This window comes from Edaphobacter paludis, assembly GCF_039993895.1.
Taxonomy (GTDB): domain Bacteria; phylum Acidobacteriota; class Terriglobia; order Terriglobales; family Acidobacteriaceae; genus Edaphobacter; species Edaphobacter paludis.
Window position 1 is genome coordinate 821,097 of sequence record NZ_CP121194.1, and the last position, 16,405, is coordinate 837,501.

13 protein-coding genes are annotated in these 16,405 nt (G+C 57.7%); 7 read left to right on the plus strand and 6 right to left on the minus strand.

Annotation, left to right across the window (positions count from 1 at the left end; all coding sequences use genetic code 11):
* Nucleotides 1-30: 30 nt before the first annotated feature.
* Nucleotides 31-1,224 (minus strand): DUF481 domain-containing protein, encoded by a 1,194-nt coding sequence (locus tag P4G45_RS03180; RefSeq protein WP_348268236.1) that lies wholly within the window; start codon nucleotides 1,222-1,224, stop codon nucleotides 31-33.
* A gap of 467 nt (nucleotides 1,225-1,691) precedes the next feature.
* Here P4G45_RS03180 and P4G45_RS03185 point away from each other — a divergent pair, with 467 nt between their 5' ends.
* The 3 genes from P4G45_RS03185 (at nucleotide 1,692) to P4G45_RS03195 (ending at nucleotide 5,058) form a co-directional block, all read left to right on the plus strand.
* Nucleotides 1,692-2,429: a GvpL/GvpF family gas vesicle protein gene (locus P4G45_RS03185; protein WP_348268237.1), complete on the plus strand. Its 738-nt coding sequence runs from the start codon at nucleotides 1,692-1,694 to the stop codon at nucleotides 2,427-2,429.
* Nucleotides 2,430-2,582: 153 nt separating this feature from the next.
* On the plus strand, nucleotides 2,583-4,214 hold the full coding sequence (locus P4G45_RS03190; protein WP_348268238.1) for an OmpA family protein: 1,632 nt from the start codon (nucleotides 2,583-2,585) through the stop codon (nucleotides 4,212-4,214).
* Nucleotides 4,215-4,284: 70 nt separating this feature from the next.
* Complete coding sequence (locus P4G45_RS03195) at nucleotides 4,285-5,058, plus strand: SDR family NAD(P)-dependent oxidoreductase (RefSeq protein WP_348268239.1); 774 nt, start codon at nucleotides 4,285-4,287, stop codon at nucleotides 5,056-5,058.
* A 4-nt stretch (nucleotides 5,059-5,062) separates the two neighbouring features.
* Here the strand turns inward: P4G45_RS03195 and P4G45_RS03200 are convergent, their stop codons facing one another.
* The 4 genes from P4G45_RS03200 to P4G45_RS03215 form a co-directional block, all read right to left on the minus strand.
* Nucleotides 5,063-5,284, minus strand: coding sequence for a hypothetical protein (locus P4G45_RS03200; RefSeq protein ID WP_348268240.1), 222 nt, complete (start codon nucleotides 5,282-5,284; stop codon nucleotides 5,063-5,065).
* A gap of 103 nt (nucleotides 5,285-5,387) precedes the next feature.
* Nucleotides 5,388-6,395: a YpdA family putative bacillithiol disulfide reductase gene (locus tag P4G45_RS03205; protein WP_348268241.1), complete on the minus strand. Its 1,008-nt coding sequence runs from the start codon at nucleotides 6,393-6,395 to the stop codon at nucleotides 5,388-5,390.
* Between the two features lie 47 nt (nucleotides 6,396-6,442).
* Nucleotides 6,443-7,150, minus strand: a complete 708-nt coding sequence (locus tag P4G45_RS03210) for a response regulator transcription factor (protein WP_348268242.1) — start codon at nucleotides 7,148-7,150, stop codon at nucleotides 6,443-6,445.
* A gap of 35 nt (nucleotides 7,151-7,185) precedes the next feature.
* Nucleotides 7,186-7,923, minus strand: coding sequence for a response regulator (locus tag P4G45_RS03215; RefSeq protein WP_348268243.1), 738 nt, complete (start codon nucleotides 7,921-7,923; stop codon nucleotides 7,186-7,188).
* 101 nt (nucleotides 7,924-8,024) lie between these two features.
* On the opposite strand from P4G45_RS03215, the gene P4G45_RS03220 reads away from it, so the two are divergent.
* Nucleotides 8,025-9,860, plus strand: coding sequence for a DUF2339 domain-containing protein (locus P4G45_RS03220; RefSeq protein ID WP_348268244.1), 1,836 nt, complete (start codon nucleotides 8,025-8,027; stop codon nucleotides 9,858-9,860).
* Nucleotides 9,857-11,146: a DUF3999 family protein gene (locus tag P4G45_RS03225; protein WP_348268245.1), complete on the plus strand. Its 1,290-nt coding sequence runs from the start codon at nucleotides 9,857-9,859 to the stop codon at nucleotides 11,144-11,146. The genes P4G45_RS03220 and P4G45_RS03225 overlap by 4 nt, the downstream gene beginning before the upstream one ends.
* 16 nt (nucleotides 11,147-11,162) lie before the next feature.
* On the opposite strand, the gene P4G45_RS03230 is transcribed toward P4G45_RS03225, so the two are convergent.
* On the minus strand, nucleotides 11,163-13,796 hold the full coding sequence (locus P4G45_RS03230; protein ID WP_348268246.1) for a DNA translocase FtsK: 2,634 nt from the start codon (nucleotides 13,794-13,796) through the stop codon (nucleotides 11,163-11,165).
* A gap of 362 nt (nucleotides 13,797-14,158) precedes the next feature.
* Here P4G45_RS03230 and P4G45_RS03235 point away from each other — a divergent pair, with 362 nt between their 5' ends.
* Nucleotides 14,159-14,623, plus strand: a complete 465-nt coding sequence (locus P4G45_RS03235; protein ID WP_348268247.1) for a PA2169 family four-helix-bundle protein — start codon at nucleotides 14,159-14,161, stop codon at nucleotides 14,621-14,623.
* Nucleotides 14,624-14,739: 116 nt separating this feature from the next.
* Complete coding sequence (locus tag P4G45_RS03240; protein WP_348268248.1) at nucleotides 14,740-16,404, plus strand: ribonuclease J; 1,665 nt, start codon at nucleotides 14,740-14,742, stop codon at nucleotides 16,402-16,404.
* Nucleotide 16,405 lies beyond the last annotated feature (1 nt).

Consider the following 16,405-nt stretch of genomic DNA (forward strand, 5'->3'; position numbering starts at 1 on the left):
GACCACAGTAAGGGCCGGGACCGCTTTCTTCTATTTGAAGCTGTAAACGACAGACGTGACGAACTGGAAGCTGTTCTTCTTGTAGCCGGTGGCGGGCATGTTGAGGTAGTTGTCCGTGGCATTCAACCCCAGGCTGATTCGCTTATAGGCGGGCAGAGTCAGTCCAGCCGCCGCAATCGCCGAATAGGCATTCGGGTTGTTGAACGCTGGCAGAACGCTCGCGCTCTCGGTGAAGACGATCTTGCCGGGCAGGTTGCGGTGATAGGCTTCGCCGAAGGTGGAACCGATCAGGTTCTGGTTAGGAATGTGCGGGTTGGCTGGAGTGATCGGGTTGGGCTCGATGAAGGACTGCATCTCGTAGTGCACGTCCGCCTTCAGGTCGAGCTGCTGTGCCGATGTCTCGAGTGGGGTCCAGCCGAAACCGCCGCCGTATACCTGTTGCAGGTTCAGGCCCTGGGCAAAGTTATGGTCGAAGGAGACTTCGCCCAGCGCGTAAAACCGGGGGGAGAAGTAGAGGTCATGCTCCGCATCAGCGTGAAAGATATTCGTCTTCGCCTCCGAAGCGGGCGTCGGCGGGGTTGTCTGTGGAATCACGGGCTGGGTCAGCTTGCCGTAGCTCTCGAGCAGGTTGAAGGTGGTGCGCCTCTTCGCCGGCAGGTAGGGCACGTCAGGGATTGAACGGATCAGCGCGACACCGGCGCTGAAGCTGGTTCCTGTCTGGGTCGAGCGGATCAGCGTCGCCCCTCCCGAGACGGACCCGTTCCATCCATGCAAAAAGTTCGGGTGGTGCGCCACTTCGTTGTCATACGTCGTCTGGTCGATGATGTAGGCAAGGCTCTTCACGGGCACCGTCTCGGGGGCGCCTGACGTGGTCTCTACGGTTACAGCATTGTCGGCGTAGACGAGGCTTCCCGGACGGCGGGTGATCCTCGTTGGCTTCTCGTCTTTGCGGATGACGACAAAGCTGCCGTGGGTGCGAAGCTCCTTAATCTTGCTCATCGGGATCGTGATCTCGCCAACTGTGTCGCCTTTGAAGACAACGCTGTCGCCGACCCCACGCTCCATGGTTCCGGTCAACTGGTCGCCATTGGTAAACACAATCACGTCAGATTTTGGCTCGGCTGCCGGGGCCTGCGCCACCGCATTATGGGCGACGAAGCCGGTCATCAGCAATAGAGCAACAAAATTCCAGATTTGTTTGGGACTGCGTGTGAATGAGCTCATGCTTTCAAGATAACGTAGCCTCCAGCGTGGGAAGAAGTTGATACCCGAGCGGTTGTTCGTGACATTGGAAAAATGTTGCGTATGGTAGGCCAGTGCCCAAAGGACGTCTCATAAATCTGGCCGCGAACTCCTGAACCTCTAATTTTGCGCGGAAATGAGGCGGTCAAAAGATACAAAAGGATCGAACTCCGACGAAAATTCGTAGAAGACGGCACTTTTGGACCTGTCGCGCTCCCTGTAAGTTCAATTACTTAGCGGAAAGATTAAGAAATTCTTGCCAACGGTCTCCCAAGAGGCATACTATCCGTTTCGCATTCAGTCGAGACCGCTAATCGCGCATTTCGTCTGAGTCAAAACCATTACAAATGTATAGCTTCCAACCAGATTTTCGAATCCGTATGAGTTCCATAACCAACTTCCTGATGGGGCAGTTAGACCCCTCAGCGCGCTAAAGGAAGGTAAAAGATATGGCATGGTACGCCTATTGCATCGCAGAACGACAGTCGTTCCCGGAACTTTGCCGGCACCGTCGTCCAATGCCCCTTACCGGAGTCTCAGGCCTCTTCGGTAATCAGGCATTCTTGTTTCCCGCCAGTGATTTGGCCGTCATCGTCTCCGAGCACAGTAATGAAGACCATGAGAGGCTCGACCAGCAAGCTGCTAAAGATCATGCCCGCGTCATCGCGGATTGCTTCAAACTTTCAACCGTTCTTCCGTTCCGTTTTGGCACTACTTTTCAAGATGACGACGCGCTTCGCCGCTCCGTCCGCTCCAACCAGCGTCACTTTCAGGCCAATGTCGAGCGGCTTCGCGGCAAGGCCGAGATGCACCTCAAGGTCCTGGTGGACGACACTTGCCCCGGCAACTCCGCTCGTGACATGACCGTCGGCCAGCAGTACCTCACCAGCCTGCGCGAGAGCGCCAGCCGTCAGCGAGAGCGCCAGTCCAAGGCCCGCGCTCTCTCCATCCAGATGCATCGTATGTTCCTTCCGATCGCGGAAGAGATTACCTGCAAACGAATGGAATCAGGCAAGATGCTGTTGGATATCGCCCACCTCATCGATAACAAGACAGTAGAGCGTTACCAGAACAAATATTCTTCGGCCACTCAGCAGTTGAAAGAGTGCCGCATGCAGCTTTCGGGTCCGTGGCCGCCTTACCACTTCGTGCACCGCTCGGCGGCCCAACAGCAGCACTCGGCTTAGTATCTCTAGTTGCCCCATTTCCTTTGTGCTACATCGAAGAAGATGGGGCAGTTCTGCGTTCAGGGACTACCTTTGGCCGATAGGGGGCATCGAAAAACAACAGGAGATTGCCTGTCTTGTTTTGACATGCACTCAGGAACTCCAGGAGAGACCATGAAGCGTACGATAGAAAGTTCTTCCGCGCGGGCATTGTCCGCGCTTTTGTTTGCCGGTGCTGCCTTGTCGGTCCTGCCCACTGCCTTTGCTCAGACGACGAGAACGACAACGACAACCCAGACCACAAGCCCCACCGAAGATTCGACGACCATCACCAAAAGGAATGGGGTTTATTTCTACCAGGTCAAAGTTGTGCACCGCGACCTCGACGCAGTGAATTATCTGCATCGAAGCAGCAGCACCAAGATTGCTTTCCGTGGGACGTCGCTTCTTCCCAACGGTCGAGGTGAGGCCAAAGTCCAGAGCGAGCGTGGCCGCATCACCATCGATGCCGAGTTTAAAGGTCTTACCCCTGCCAATGGCTTTGGTCCTGGCTATTTAACCTATGTTCTCTGGGCGATCACACCTGATGGCCGTGCTACCAATCTCGGCGAGATCCTGCCTGCGGGCACCAAGAACAACATCCATGTAACCACTCCGCTCCAGTCTTTTGGAATGATCGTTACCGCCGAACCTTACTTCGCCGTCACCCAGCCGAGTGACGTGGTTGTTCTGCAAAACGACATCATTGAGGACAAGACCAACGGCGTCCTCGAAAAGGTGAACGCGCACTATGCGCTTCTGCCGCGTGGCTTCTATGCGCCGACCGAGGGTTCCAAGACGAATGAAAACCCCATCACCCGCGATGAGAAGGCTCCGCTCGAGCTATATCAGGCATACAACGCGGTGCGGATCGCTCAGGCGAACGGCGCGGACACGTACGCAGCCGACATTATGAAAGAAGCGAAACAGGACCTCCAGAATGCCGCCGATATCCAAAGCAACAAAAAGGGCGACCGCAAGATGGAGATCACCTTCGCCCGCCAGGCCGTCCAGCGATCTGAGGATGCCCGGCTGGCAACCCTCCGCAAAAAAGAGGAAGAGCGCCAATTGAACGCGCAACGTGCCGCACAGCAATCGCAGCTGGAAGCCCAGCAATCGCAGATGGCAGCGCAGCAGTCGCAGTTGCAGGCCCAGCAGGCGCAGCTCGAAGCTGAGCGCGCTCAGGCTGCGAAGGCGAAGGCAGACGCCGAAGCAGCCGAGGCCCGTGCCCGCGCCGCCGAGGCCAATAAGAACGCCGAGAACGCAAATGCTGTTCGCGAACGCCTACGCAACCAGTTGAACAGTGTTCTGGCCACCAGTGAAACTGCGCGTGGTCTCATCGTCAATATGTCCGATGTGCTCTTCGACACGGGCAAGTACACCTTGAAGCCGACAACGCAGATCAGTCTGGCCAAGGTGGCTGGAATCCTTCAGGCTTACCCTGGCCTGAAGCTACAGGTCGAAGGCTACACCGATAGCGTTGGCAGCGACATGATGAACCAGAAGCTGTCGGAAAATCGTGCCGATAGCGTCAAGGCCTTTCTCATCGGTCAGGGCGTCCAGCCGGATAACATTACGTCAACCGGCTATGGCAAGAGCAACCCGGTGGCCGACAACAGCACGTCCCAGGGACGTGCGCAAAATCGCCGCGTACAGCTTGTCGTCTCCGGTGACGCAATTGGGGTCAAAGAGTCCAGCCCTGAAGTCAGCGCTCAACCTGCACCTGCACCTGCTCCGGACGCCACAGGAACTTCAAACCCGCAGTAAGCAATAGGCAAGCCAATGAAAGCGAGATGCCGTTCGACGCGGCATCTCGTTTTTTTGCTATAAGAAAGCTATGAAATCCTTACAGGGAAAGATCGTTATCGTCACAGGTGCAAGCTCAGGAATCGGTAGAGCGACCGCATTGGCCTTTGCACATGAGGGAGCCCGGCTCCTGCTCTGCGCGCGGCGGCTGGAGCGCCTGGAAGAGCTCAAACAGGCGCTTCTGGATACGGGAGCACCTGGGGTTCACGCGTTTGAACTCGACGTTCAGAAGCGTGCCGTTGTCGAAGGGGCCATTGCGGAGCTTCCGACGGATTGGCGGGAGATTGATGTACTGGTTAATAACGCCGGTCTTAGCCGTGGCCTCAGCAAGCTATACGAGGACGATCCTGAGAACTGGGAAGAGATGATCGATACCAACATCAAAGGCTTGCTCTACGTCACGCGCGCCGTGGTGCCGGGCATGGTCTCCCGTGGGCGGGGACACGTCATCAACCTTGGGTCTACGGCCGGGTACATTACCTACGCCAACGGTGCCGTCTACTGCGCGACGAAGGCTGCGGAGAAGGCCATCAGCGAGGGCCTGAAGATAGATTTGATGGGAACCTCCGTGCGCGTGACCTCGGTGGATCCGGGCATGGTCGAGACGGCGTTCAGCTCGGTTCGATTTCACGGAGACGAGGAGAAGGCAGAGAAGGTCTATCAGAACATCACGCCGTTGCAACCTGAGGACGTAGCGGACGCTATTGTGTGGGCAGCCAGTCGACCGGCACACGTCAACATCCACAATATCCTGATGACCACGATCGACCAGGCAAACTCAATGGTCCTTCACCGTCACAGCTAGCGTGCTACAGGTGGATCGTCCAGCCGAGTTCGGAGAGCTTCTCTTCGATATCGGCAAGTGCGAGCTCAAGTGCAGATCGTCGGTGCGGACTCGATGTCCGTTCCGACAGGACGCGCTCCCGTTGTAACTCCAGCGCTTGTCGCTGACGTCTGCGTTCAGCCGACTCGACGCTGGCTTTGGTGGGATCAGGTTGTGGCGCAGCGGCCTGAGATTGTTGTTCTTCCACGGATTTACTCTCCCATCCTCGCGACATAATACTTATTCTACGCCGGGAACGATTAAGGATTCGATAGTTTTGAGTTTCTTCGGCGGGAGAAGATGATTCGAATCTAAACGGCTACCCTCTTGGCCCGCAGGTCTTCGGCAATAAGTTGGCCATGAAAGCGGCCGTTTTCGATAAAGATTTCGTTGGTTCGTTCGCCGGCAACGATGACACCAGCCAGGTAAATGCCGGGAACGTTGCTTTCGAGCGTAGCTGGATCGCAGACCGGGCAACGGTCGTTTCCTTCATCCAGCTTAACTCCGAGCCGTTCGATAAATTCAAAATCAGGGTGATAACCCGTCAGCGCAAACACAAAATGATTCGGCAGTGTCACCGGGCCCTCGGGCGTCTGCAGGGTGACATCGTCTTCCGAGATGTTGGACACGGTGCTGTTGAAGTAAGCCTTGATCTCGCCATTTTTCACACGGTTGTTGATGTCAGGTAGTATCCAGTACTTTACATGGTGGTGCATTGCTGGCCCGCGGTGCACCAGCGTTACGCGCGCGCCATGCCGCCAGAGATCGAGCGCGGCAATTGCTGCCGAGTTCTTGCCGCCAATAACAACCACGTCCAATCCGTAGAACGGATGTGGTTCGTGATAGTAGTGGCGGACCTTGTGCAACTCTTCTCCGGGAATGTCCAGATAGTTGGGTAAGTCGTAATAGCCGGTGGAGATGGCCAGTTTGCGGGCGCGGTGGGTGAGTGGGCGAGCGAAGCGGTCGGTTGTGTGAACAATGAAATTGCCGTCGCTGCCTTCGACTTTTTCAACCGTCTCGTACTGGTGGATGTCGAGGCGGTAATGCTCTGCAACTTTGCGGTAATACTCCAGCGCTTCATTGCGATTGGGTTTCTGGTTCGGGCTGGAGAAGGGCATGTTGCCGATCTCCAGCAGCTCCGGTGTAGTGAAAAATGTCATGTGCGCGGGATAGTGGAAGAGCGAGTTGCAGAGGCAGCCCTTGTCGACCAACAGGGTGGAAAATCCTGCCCGCTGCGCCTCGATGGCACAGGCGAGCCCGGTGGGACCGGCGCCGACTACAAGAAGATCCACTATGTTTGCAGCTGCATCATCGCTCATGTCTTTCATGTCTTCAATCTTACTGAAGGTTCGCTGCGCGGGCTGGCTCAGAGATTGAGGCTGACCAGCTTGTGGGCGATGGCGAACAGTGCAAGCTCCAGCCGGGTCGAGACGCCGGTTTTATCGAAGATGTTCGAGAGGTGCCGCTTCACGGTCTCTTCGCTGATGGCGAACTGCTTGGCGACATCCTTGTTGCTGCATCCCTCGACGATGCAGGTGGTCACCTCAAGTTCGCGCGGGGTGAGTCCGTAGGTCTTCCGCTCCGGCACGGCAGCGGCTTTGCTCATCAGTTCGTTCAATGCGGTCAGCAGGTTTGCGACGCGCTCTCCGCCGATCCAGTAGTCGCCCTGGAGCACTGCGCGCAGGGATGTTGCGAGGTCGCTGGCGACCGCGTCCTTCAGCACAATACCGCGTGCGCCAATCTGCAGAGCCTCAATCACCTGCTGGGTCGAAATAGTGCTGGTTAGCAGAATGATCTTTACCCGGGGAGATTTGCTCATGATGGCACGCATGGCCTCGAGACCGGGCAGACGTGGCATCTGCAGGTCGAGAAGCAGAATGTCCGGCTCCAGTTCCAGCGTCTGCGTGATGGCGACGTCGCCATCCTCTGCCTCGCCTACGACTTCAAAGCCGGGCTCGTCTTCGAGCATGTTCTTGACGCCGAAACGGACTACGGGATGATCGTCGGCGACGACGATACGGATTGGCGTTACGGCGATTGCAGCGTTGTCAGCTTTTTTCACTGCGGCGTTCATAGAGTTGCTCCCCCTCATTATGCAGTGCCAGTTGCCTAAATGATCTTGCGCGCCATCAGGATACGACGCAGACGCTCCCATGCGTTGATGAATTCATCCAGAGAAGCTACATGATTAGCGTTGCCATTCTCCTCCATTATGCTAGCCAACGTCTGCAACTCTATAGCTCCGACCATTCCGGCGCCCCCATGGATGGCGTGTGCCTCTCTTCGGAACGTCGCATCGTCTATGTCAGACGCGGTTTGCCGCATCCGGCCAATCCGCTCCTTTATATCATCCAGGCACAAAGCGTAGAGCTGCTGCAATCGTTCTCTGCGCATGGATGCTGCGAGCCTCTCATAGATATTTTCATTCAGAATCGTTAGGTCCTCATGAATAGACTTTCCGGCTACCGTGGCAGAATGGTGAGTCCCGGCAATTGCGGCGGTTAGTTCTTCGATAGTGAAGGGCTTCAGCAAGAGCGCATCGAACCCGCGCACGACCTGCTCGCTGGGCGAGCTGCCACTCATGGCCAGCAGGCGGGTACCTGCCCCGCAGCAATCACGCAACGCGTGGGCAAGTGAGCTGCCGCTGGTACCTGGCATCTGGATATCAGCCAGTACGACAGCGGGCGCAGGCCCCGGGGTGTTGTCTAGATAATGCATTGCTTCATCCCCTGAATCTGCCGTGACCACGACGAAACCGGCGTGCTCGAGCAGCAGAGCAATTACATCGCGGCTAAGGGCATCGTCGTCAACAACCAGGATCCGCAGCGGCAAAGTCTCGTTTTTCATTCACGCAAAGAGTATCAACTGAGAGATTCAAGCGCCAATGCTGACCCCAATCATTGCCAATTACTGCCGCTGCGTGCCGCAATAACGGTAAAGTATTGCCAATGGGCGAAGAGGACATGGCCGCGCAGCAGGATCGTGAAACACGTCTTGCCGGAGAACTGGCATCGTTGTCGGAGCGGGTTGATGCGCTTGAGCGCGAGATTATCCAATTGCGTGGAGGCATGCCTGCGAGATCGTCCGCCAAAGCTGCACCGCCACCTCTGGCAACTCCGTCGATTGAGGAATCCGCCAGCCCGAGGGCGTCGCTGGAGAACCGCATTGGCTCGCAACTCTTCAGTCGCGTTGGGATTGTTGCTCTGCTTATTGGGGCGACATGGTTTCTCAAACTTGCCATGGACAACCATTGGATCGGACCACTGGGCCGCGTCGTGGCCGGGTTGATTGCAGGCGCAGGACTGGTCGTGTGGTCAGAGCACTTCCGCCGACAGGGTTTCAATCTTTTTTCCTGGTCGCTCAAGGCGATTGGCAGCGGCGTGCTCTACCTTTCACTGTGGGCAGCCTTCCAGCTTTATCATCTGTTGCCCGCTCCCGTGGCGCTTGGGGCAATGATCCTCGTGACTGCATGGAACGCCTTCATGGCCTGGTCGCAGGACAGCGAGATTCTGGCTGCCTACGCCCTGACAGGAGGCCTGGCGACGCCACTGCTGCTCTCTACCGGCGGCAATCACGAGATATTTCTCTTTACCTACATACTCGCGATCGATGTCGCAACGATAATTCTTCTTCGGCTCAAGCCCTGGCCGAGGCTGCTTTTGGGAGCGTTTCCCGCCACGGTTGCCTATTTTATCGGCTGGTATATTGCATTCAATTCTGCTGACCAGCTTAGTCCGACGGTGCTCTTCGTCGCTCTCTTCTTTGCTGTCTTTGTATCGGTTCCCATCGGTTGGGAAGAGAGCCGAAAACTTGTGCAGCCCGGTCGGCGAGGTGCATTCCGCATCACCGAGGTCTTTCTGCCGCTGGGCAATGCCATCTTTGCATCGCTGGCGCTTTACTCGCTTTTGCAGGACGCAGGGCATCACAATCTCCTCCCATGGCTGATGGTGTTATTTGCCGCTGTGTACCTTGGCGTGATGCGATTGCCGCAGACGAGTATTGCTTCGGCTGTTCACCTGTCGCTGTCCGTTGTATTTCTTACGATCGCCATTCCGTTGAAGGCCAATGGGCGCTGGATTACCGTGGGCTGGTTTGCAGAGGCTGCTGCGCTGCTTTGGGTCTCCGCACGCCTCGAAACGGCCATGGCGGATGCGGCCTCGGTCAGCGCGAATCGCATTCTTCGTTCGCTTGCGATGGCGGCGCTCGCCCTGGGATTCTGCGCTCTGCTGGTGCAGCCTGTCTGGTTTGACACGCCTGTTCAGACCGCTTTTCTCAATGGTCGTTTTGCCACTGCGCTCTTTGGAATTGCGGTCCTCGCTTGCGCAACGTGGATCGCTCTTCATGCGCGCTACTCCACTGGAGGCGAGCCCACCTGGCCGCACATTGCGGGAGTTTCCATCATTGCGCTCAATTTCGTGGCAATCGTGGCGTGTGTTCGCGAACTGAATACAGTCTGGGGACAGGCTCGGATTCCTTCTGAGGCTGAGTTACAGAAGGCACTTGCCATCTCTGCATTCCTTATGGTCTACGGTGCGATTCTGCTCGCTCTAGGCTTCTGGCGGCGCACTGCTTTTATTCGCTGGCAGGCGCTACTGCTGATCGTCTTCACGATCGCCAAAACCTTTCTCTACGACATGCGTAACCTCAGCCAAGGGTACCGCGTCGTCAGCTTCCTTGGCCTTGGCGTGCTTCTCATGGCGGTCAGCTTTGCATACCAGAAGGACTGGCTGGCCTTGCGTGACTCCGAGCCGGACACGCCAGTCGGCAAAGGAGCTGAGCGATGAGGTCTGCGCTCCTGATGTTGCTGCTCTTCTGGCAGACAGTAGCGGCCCCGGCTCCAGAAACTGCGACTGATGCGCAGCAGTACTCACGTTACCAGCGGACGATCTCGCTTCCCGATGGTGCGGGGCAGACGTGTGCCGTCATCGATGGCCAGATGTTTTCCCATGCCGCTCCGTCGCTTAGAGATGCCCGGCTCTATCAAGACGCGCAGGAAATTCCCTACGCCATCACGCTCAGCGAACCTGCGCAGGCGGACAGCACGGCGGCGCGTGTTCTAAATCTTGGAATGCGTGGCCACAGTATCGTCTTCGATCTCGCGATGCCCCCCCGGACATACACCGACGTCGAACTGGATCTTGCAGGTCGTGATTATCTTGCCACCGCGACGGTCACAGGACTTGATACACCACAGTCCTCCAACGCGACTCGCCTCGGCGTCTTCACTCTCTTCGACCTGGCCACGCAGCACCTCTGGCACAGCACAACGCTTCATCTGCAGGAGTCGAGTTTCCCCTATCTACACGTCGTCTTAACCGCCTCGCCTGCTCCTGGCACTCACGGCTTCTCCGTTACGCCGAGGATGGTGAAAGGAGCCACTGTTCCCCCTAGCCGCGAGGCACAGTCTCTCTACACTGTTGTTGCTGAGACCACGCTCATCACTCAGCAGGGTCGTCAGAGCGTCGCTGCGTTTGCGCTGCCAGAGCGGGTTCCGGTCGAGCGAGTCAGCTTCGTTCTCGCTTCAAACTTCAAGACCAACTTCAGTCGGGCTGTTCACATCTTTGATCGTCCAAGAGGCACGCCAAAGTCTGCGGCAGAGATCATCGATGGCACCATTGTCCGCGTAAATCTCACTCAGGCTGGACGGGAGATTCGCCAGCAGCAACTGAGCGTCCCGGCAACTCTCGGCGCTAACCTGCAAGGCCCTGCGACCGTGGAGGTAGCCATCGACAACGGCGATGACGCTCCACTTCCTGTCATCGACGTCCGGCTTGAGATGCGCCAGCGCAAGCTCTGCTTCTCCGCTCCGACCGCGCAGCCTGTAACTCTCTTCTATGGAGATGACGGGATTGCCACGCCGGAATACGACTATGCGCGTCTCTTCTCTGTCACTGCGCAGACCAACCGAGCACCGCTCGGCCCTGAGCAACTGAATCCCAATTATCATTCCCGGCCCGATACCCGCGCGCTTACCGAGCGCTATCCGGACATTCTCTGGGTAGCGCTGCTCGCCGTCATCTGCATTCTTGCTGTCGTTGCGTTGCGTTCGGCACGCAGCGTCCATCATTAGATCGTGGTTGGAATTCCTATCGAATCGCCGCATCCACTTCGCTGACCCAGTCCGGTGACTTCAGAATCTCGCGGGGTTTCGATCCGTCCGCAGGACCGACCAAACCATCACTGTGCATCAGGTCGATGAGATGGGCGGCGCGGCCATAGCCGATGCGCAGCCGCCGCTGCAGCAGGGAAGTGCTGGCCTTGCCGAACTCGTAGACCAGTCGCACGGCGTCGTCGTACATTGGATCGTCGTTTTCGCTATCCGCGCCGCCATCCCCGTCCTTCCCTGTTTCGTCCTTCGGTCCTTCGAGGAAGCCATGAACATACTCGGCCTCTCCCTGCGCTTTCCAGAATGCAGTGACGGCGGAGATCTCTTTTTCGGTTACAAATGGTGCATGGACACGCTGCACGCGGCTTGTTCCCGGTGGCAGATACAGCATATCGCCGCGTCCCAGCAGGCTTTCGGCGCCATTGGAGTCGATGATGGTTCGTGAGTCTACCTTGGTCGCCAAGCGGAAGCTCATGCGCGTCGGCACGTTCGCCTTGATCAAACCGGTGATGACATCGACGGAAGGCCGCTGCGTGGCGAGAATAAGGTGGATGCCGACGGCACGTGCCATCTGCGCCAGCCGCGTAATCGACTCTTCCACGTTCGAGCGGTCGAGCATCATCAGGTCGGCAAGCTCGTCGATGATGATGATGATGTAGGGCAGCGGCTCCTGGTTTACGTCCTCGAACAGGTAGTCGCTGCCGTGATCGAAGAGCTTGTTGAACTGGTCGATGTTGCGAACGTGATTGGCGGCGAGCAGCTTCAACCGCCGTTCCATCTCGCGGACGGCGTTGCGCAGGGCATTCGCGGCCAGCTTCGCCTCGGTGATGATTGGCGTAAACAGGTGGGGGATGCCCTCGTACATGCCGAGCTCAACGCGCTTCGGATCGACGAGGATCATTCTCACCTGCTCCGGCGTGTTCTTGAAGAGCACGCTCATAATCATTGCGTTGATGGCGACTGATTTACCAGAGCCTGTCGATCCGGCGATGAGCACATGCGGCATTGAAGCCAGATCGGCAGTCACGATGCGGCCGTTGATGTCCTTGCCCAGCGCGATGACGAGCTTGCTCTTCGATTGCGCGAAGCTCTCGCACTCGACCACATCGCGCAGCCAGATGGTCTCGCGTTCGAGATTCGGCACCTGAATGCCGACGGTGCTCTTACCTGCCATGCGCTCGATCAGGATGGATTCAGCAGCCATCGCCAGACACAAATCGTCGGCTAGGCCAGTGATGCGGGCCACCTTCACGCCCGCCTCGGGACGGAACTCAAAGGTTGTGACCACCGGGCCTGGGTTGATCTGCGTTACCTGTCCATTGACACCGAACTCGGCGGACTTCTCGACCAGAACCCGGGCCTCTTCGCGCAGTGCGTCTTCGCGCACGGCGGCCTGCTCTTCGCTGCGATGCAGCAGGGAAGAGGGTGGCAGCTTGTAGCCGCGCACGCTCTTGGGCACAATCGTTACCGTTTTGATGTCGGCGTCGGCCCGCTTGCCGAAAGAGATATCCTCCTCTATCTCTATTGCCTGCGGGGCCGCAGGAATTGGCGCAAACGCCGCCGCCCTTGGCTCTTCCATCCTTTTTACTGCGCGAATGGGAGCAGGGGCACGCTCCGCTTCGAAACTACGGGGCTGAAAGTTTGATTCGTCTTCGAGCGCATGGCCGGGTGTGGCGGCCTTCGCCAGTGCATCGGCATAGGGCGCGGCGGCGGCGGCAGCGGTGCTGAACGGTGTGACCGGAGGAGCGTCGACAAATGTGCGCGGCATGGCCTGCCACATCGAGGTTGGTTCCGCGACAAGTTCTTCCTGCGGATCGATCGAGATCGCCTCCGTCCGCTTCCTTCGTCCCCACCAGCCAAATAGACCGCCCAGCAATGTATTGCTTTCGATCTTGTTGTTTCTGCGCTCAGCTTCTTCACGCGCCCGCTGGGCTTTTAAATCTGCCTGCTCGCGCTTACTGCCATAGGCTTCTTTCGCTGCGGCGATACTGGCGCTCTTCCGCCGGCTCTTCCATCGCGCCCACCGCTCCCACAGCGATTGCGCGAAAGAGAAGTGGATCAGGCTCCACTCGCGCGCCGTGTTGAACGTGAATGTCGTGGTGAGATAGAGCGACAGCGCTACCATGAGCGCTACAACAATGCAGGCGCCGGGCAGGTTCAGATATTGCACCATGACATCTGCCAATAGCCGTCCGCTCACGCCCTCGATCGGGAGAGTGCGATGCCAAAGTATGTGTCCTGGCAGCAGAGCGATCGCCGCCGGGCCGAAGACCACCCACAGGCCTAATCCAATGCTCTTCGCCAGTGGAGAACCGGCAGGCCGCGACCACATCCAGCACAGCCCCAGCCGTCCCAGCACCAACGGCAGAAAGAAGGCTGCAACGCCAATCGCCTGCATCAGGGCATCGGCGATGTAGGCGCCGATGATTCCAGTCCAGTTATGCGCTGGTCGTCCCGTGACATAGGCTCCGACGGTGTTGAACGAAGGATCGGAGGGCGTATAGGTCGCCAGCGCCAGCAGCAGCAGAGCGGCGCCTACCAGAACGGTCAGCCCGATGATCTCATTCAGCCGGCGGTTGCGTGTCGGAGTCGAAACTAGTCTCAGGGTCTTCATCAGGGGTTACGCGCGACCTCTCCTGCACCGGCGCAGCGTCTCGCATACCGGGCGGTCTGCAAGGCCGTGAACCACCAGAGCATCTCCGATTATCCCAAAGCGGCGAACAAAATTGGAAAACCTTAGCCTCGGGGTACCTGAATGCAAACCCACGGCCTAAACCTGCATCTATTCCTCCATACTCGCCGCCGGGTGCATCAGCCCGGTGGACCTTAGCAAACGGTAGGCAGGGGCGCGGGATTTTCGCGATTTCTCCTGTTTGCCGCCGGTGAAGGAGAATCGCACACAACCGGCGGACCCTGCCTCAACCGAAGCTCATCTCTATCAAATTTCGATCCCCAATTCCGATCCACGAGGACACTATGTCAAGCGATTCCGGTAAGCAGCACGAAATGCAGCGCGTTCTGCGCTCGGTCATCAACATCCTCCAGGACAGCCAGAAGGGCTTTGCCGATATTGGCGAGCACCTTAAGGATGAGACGCTCAAGAGATACTTTCTGACTGAATCGCTCAAGCGGGCCAGCTTCCGCGGCGACTTGGAAGAGGCGCTCCATCAGAATGGCGTCCACGACATCCATGAAACCGGCACCACGGCCGGAACGTTGCACCGCGTCTGGGGCGATCTCAAAGCCAAACTTGGCAGCGGCGACCATGGCCTCCTCGAAACCGCTGAGACCGGCGAAGACGAAGCGAAGAAGGCGTACGCGGATGCTCTTAATCAGGAACTGCCTTTGCCCATCCGCCAGCTCTTGGCCGAGCAGCAGGCGCACGTCCTTGCCTCGCACGATTACGTTCGCAACCATCGGGACGCCCTGGCAACGAAATAGCCCAGCCTTGGTGAACCCCCCTTCGGCCCCGCATCCAATTGGATGCGGGGCCGATCTTCCGTGCGGCGAGTGTGTAAAGTGGCGGTATTCGCACGCGATGCTAAGATTGAAGGTTGATGATACTTGATAAATTGAAGATGATTCCGCTGGGGGGCCTGGGCGAGTTCGGGATGAACTGCATGGCTCTCCGCTGGCAGGATGACATTATTGTCATCGACGCCGGTCTGATGTTTCCTGAAGAAGAGTTGCTGGGTGTGGACATCGTTGTTCCCGACATCAGTTACCTGACTGAAAACCGCGACAAGGTTCGCGCGATCCTTTTGACTCACGGGCACGAAGACCACATCGGCGGTCTGCCCTGGATCCTTTCCGAATTGAATGTGCCTGTCTATGGGACCGAGTTCACGCTGGCCTATGTTGAAGGCAAGCTCGAAGAGCACCGCCTGTTGGACGACGCGGACCTGAATGAGATGATTCCCGGCAAGCGGTTTACGCTGGGGCCGTTCTCGATCCTGCCTATCCGCGTGACGCACTCGCTGGTGGACTGCGTGGCATTGGCGATTCACACGCCGGTGGGAGTCATTCTGCATACGGGCGACTTCAAGGTGGACCTTTCGCCGCCCGACAATAAGCCGTTCGATCTTCATGCATTCGCCGAGCTGGGTAAGCAAGGCGTTCTGGCATTGCTGCAGGACTCCACCAACGTTGACCGCTCCGGTTATACGCCGAGTGAGCGTGCGGTGCGGCCGCGACTGGATGAAATCTTCGGGCAGGCTAAGAAGAAGCTGTTCTTCAGCTGCTTCTCATCGTCGATCCACCGTATCCGGCTGGCGATGGAACTGGCGCACCAGCATGGGCGCAAGGTCGCAATCATTGGGCGGTCTTTGGATAACTCCACCGAAATTGCGCAGGACCTTGGCTACCTCGATCTGCCGCAGGGGCTCATCATCAATCCCGGACACATCAAGGATCATCCAGCGAACAAGCTGTGCATCATGATCAGCGGGACGCAGGGTGAACCAATGAGCGCGCTCAGCCGCGCCGCGGTCAACAACCATAAGTTCGCGCACATCGACGCGGGCGATACGGTGTTGATGAGTTCGCGCGTCATACCGGGCAATGAGAAGTCCATCTATCGCGTCATCGACCACCTGGAGCGCCGCGATGCCAAGGTCATTTATGACGATGGCGCGTCCGGCCTGATCCACGTCAGCGGCCACGGAAGCCAGGAGGAACTGCGGTTAATGATTAACCTTGTTCGTCCAAAGTTCTTCATTCCCGTGCATGGCGACTATCGCCACCTGAAACGGCATGTCGAGCTTGCCAGTTCGATGGGCGTGGTTGAGAAGGCGATTCTGCTGGAAGATGGCGACGTCCTGGAGTTCGACAAGAATTCAGCCACCAAGACCGGTAAGATCACGGTTGGCCGCGTGTGCATCGACTCTGGCGGAGTAGCGAACGATGTGGTCGAAGACCTTGTCATCCGCGACCGCAAGCATCTGAGCGAAGACGGAATCGTGCTGCCAATCATTGCCATCAATAAACGAACCGGTCTGCTGGAGAACGCACCGGAGATTGTGATGCGAGGCATGGCAGTCGCCGAGGAGGGATTGATTCCCGAGGCGCGGCAGGTCGTTCAGCGGACGCTTGATAATTCCAGTCCAGAAGAGAAGGCGGACTACGGAGTTATCAAAGAGAAGATTCGCAATGACCTGAAGCGGTATATCCAGAAGAGCACAAGCCGGCGGCCTTTGATCATGCCGGTCATTCTCGAGATCTGAC

Excerpts from the sequence above, each read along its gene's own strand:
- P4G45_RS03180 (WP_348268236.1), bottom strand. The coding sequence starts at position 1,224 with ATGAGCTCATTCACACGCAGTCCCAAACAAATCTGGAATTTTGTTGCT.
- P4G45_RS03185 (WP_348268237.1), top strand. The coding sequence starts at position 1,692 with ATGGCATGGTACGCCTATTGCATCGCAGAACGACAGTCGTTCCCGGAA.
- P4G45_RS03190 (WP_348268238.1), top strand. The coding sequence starts at position 2,583 with ATGAAGCGTACGATAGAAAGTTCTTCCGCGCGGGCATTGTCCGCGCTT.
- P4G45_RS03195 (WP_348268239.1), top strand. The coding sequence starts at position 4,285 with ATGAAATCCTTACAGGGAAAGATCGTTATCGTCACAGGTGCAAGCTCA.
- P4G45_RS03205 (WP_348268241.1), bottom strand. The coding sequence starts at position 6,395 with ATGAGCGATGATGCAGCTGCAAACATAGTGGATCTTCTTGTAGTCGGC.
- P4G45_RS03210 (WP_348268242.1), bottom strand. The coding sequence starts at position 7,150 with ATGAACGCCGCAGTGAAAAAAGCTGACAACGCTGCAATCGCCGTAACG.
- P4G45_RS03215 (WP_348268243.1), bottom strand. The coding sequence starts at position 7,923 with ATGAAAAACGAGACTTTGCCGCTGCGGATCCTGGTTGTTGACGACGAT.
- P4G45_RS03220 (WP_348268244.1), top strand. The coding sequence starts at position 8,025 with ATGGGCGAAGAGGACATGGCCGCGCAGCAGGATCGTGAAACACGTCTT.
- P4G45_RS03225 (WP_348268245.1), top strand. The coding sequence starts at position 9,857 with ATGAGGTCTGCGCTCCTGATGTTGCTGCTCTTCTGGCAGACAGTAGCG.
- P4G45_RS03230 (WP_348268246.1), bottom strand. The coding sequence starts at position 13,796 with ATGAAGACCCTGAGACTAGTTTCGACTCCGACACGCAACCGCCGGCTG.
- P4G45_RS03235 (WP_348268247.1), top strand. The coding sequence starts at position 14,159 with ATGTCAAGCGATTCCGGTAAGCAGCACGAAATGCAGCGCGTTCTGCGC.
- P4G45_RS03240 (WP_348268248.1), top strand. The coding sequence starts at position 14,740 with ATGATACTTGATAAATTGAAGATGATTCCGCTGGGGGGCCTGGGCGAG.